The 822-nt window shown below is 40.9% G+C and carries 1 protein-coding gene; it reads left to right on the forward strand.

From position 1 onward, the window contains the following. Positions 1-634 precede the first annotated feature (634 nt). The coding region (locus BGI33_RS03720; protein ID WP_144235361.1) for a transposase at positions 635-822 on the forward strand (188 nt) is incomplete at its 3' end.

The raw sequence follows: 822 nt of genomic DNA on the forward strand, positions 1-822 counted from the left end.
ACGGTTGTAGGGTTGGCCTTCGCGGTCTATCTGATGTTTTTCGATACGTCGGCCAAGTGCATCGTAGACATAGCCGTAACGCTGGCTGCGGCCTGTTTGCTCAATGCGTACTTCGCTCAGGCGGTGTTCGGCGTCGTAGTGGTAGTGCTGGGTGTCCAGTAGTTCTTTAATCTGAGTACGGCTGACCAGTTAGCGTATAAATCCAGGGCGATTTTTATTTAATCTGAGCATTATTGTGCTGGTTTCAGGGTATAGCACAAGTACTACTCCTGAAATAAATAAAAGCTGGAAAAAGTATCATACTCTTCCCAGCATGGTTTCAGATATCCTTTAATAATTCTTTTCTAATATTATAGTCACCCAATGGCGCTACACGAGGTAGGGATTCGGCTTCTTTTCCAGATATAGGAATTTCATTTTCCCAAATATCCATTTTTTTACACCACGGTTCTTCTCCATAGGTGAAATATACGCCATTCATATCGGTAGGCACATAGTTTTGTTGATGCCCGATTATTCTCCACTCACCTTCTGATTTCCTATCAAATAATGAGTAGCTGTCTGTAACTACCCCTTAAAATAGTACAGCTCTGAAGTAGAAAATTCTCTTTATTAACCCACAGAGGATTTAATCATGAAAAAAATGACTGAACATCAAATCGTATCTATTTTAAAAGAAGCTGAAGCCGGTATTCCTGTTAAAGAACTTTGCCGTAAATATGGCATCGGCAACTCGACTTTTTATAAATGGCGGCAAAAATACGGTGGTATGGAAACCTCCGATATCAAACGTTTAAAGGAGCTGGAAGCTGAAAACCGTAA

The sequence above is a fragment of the Snodgrassella alvi genome, from assembly GCF_002777425.1.
Lineage (GTDB): Bacteria > Pseudomonadota > Gammaproteobacteria > Burkholderiales > Neisseriaceae > Snodgrassella > Snodgrassella alvi_B.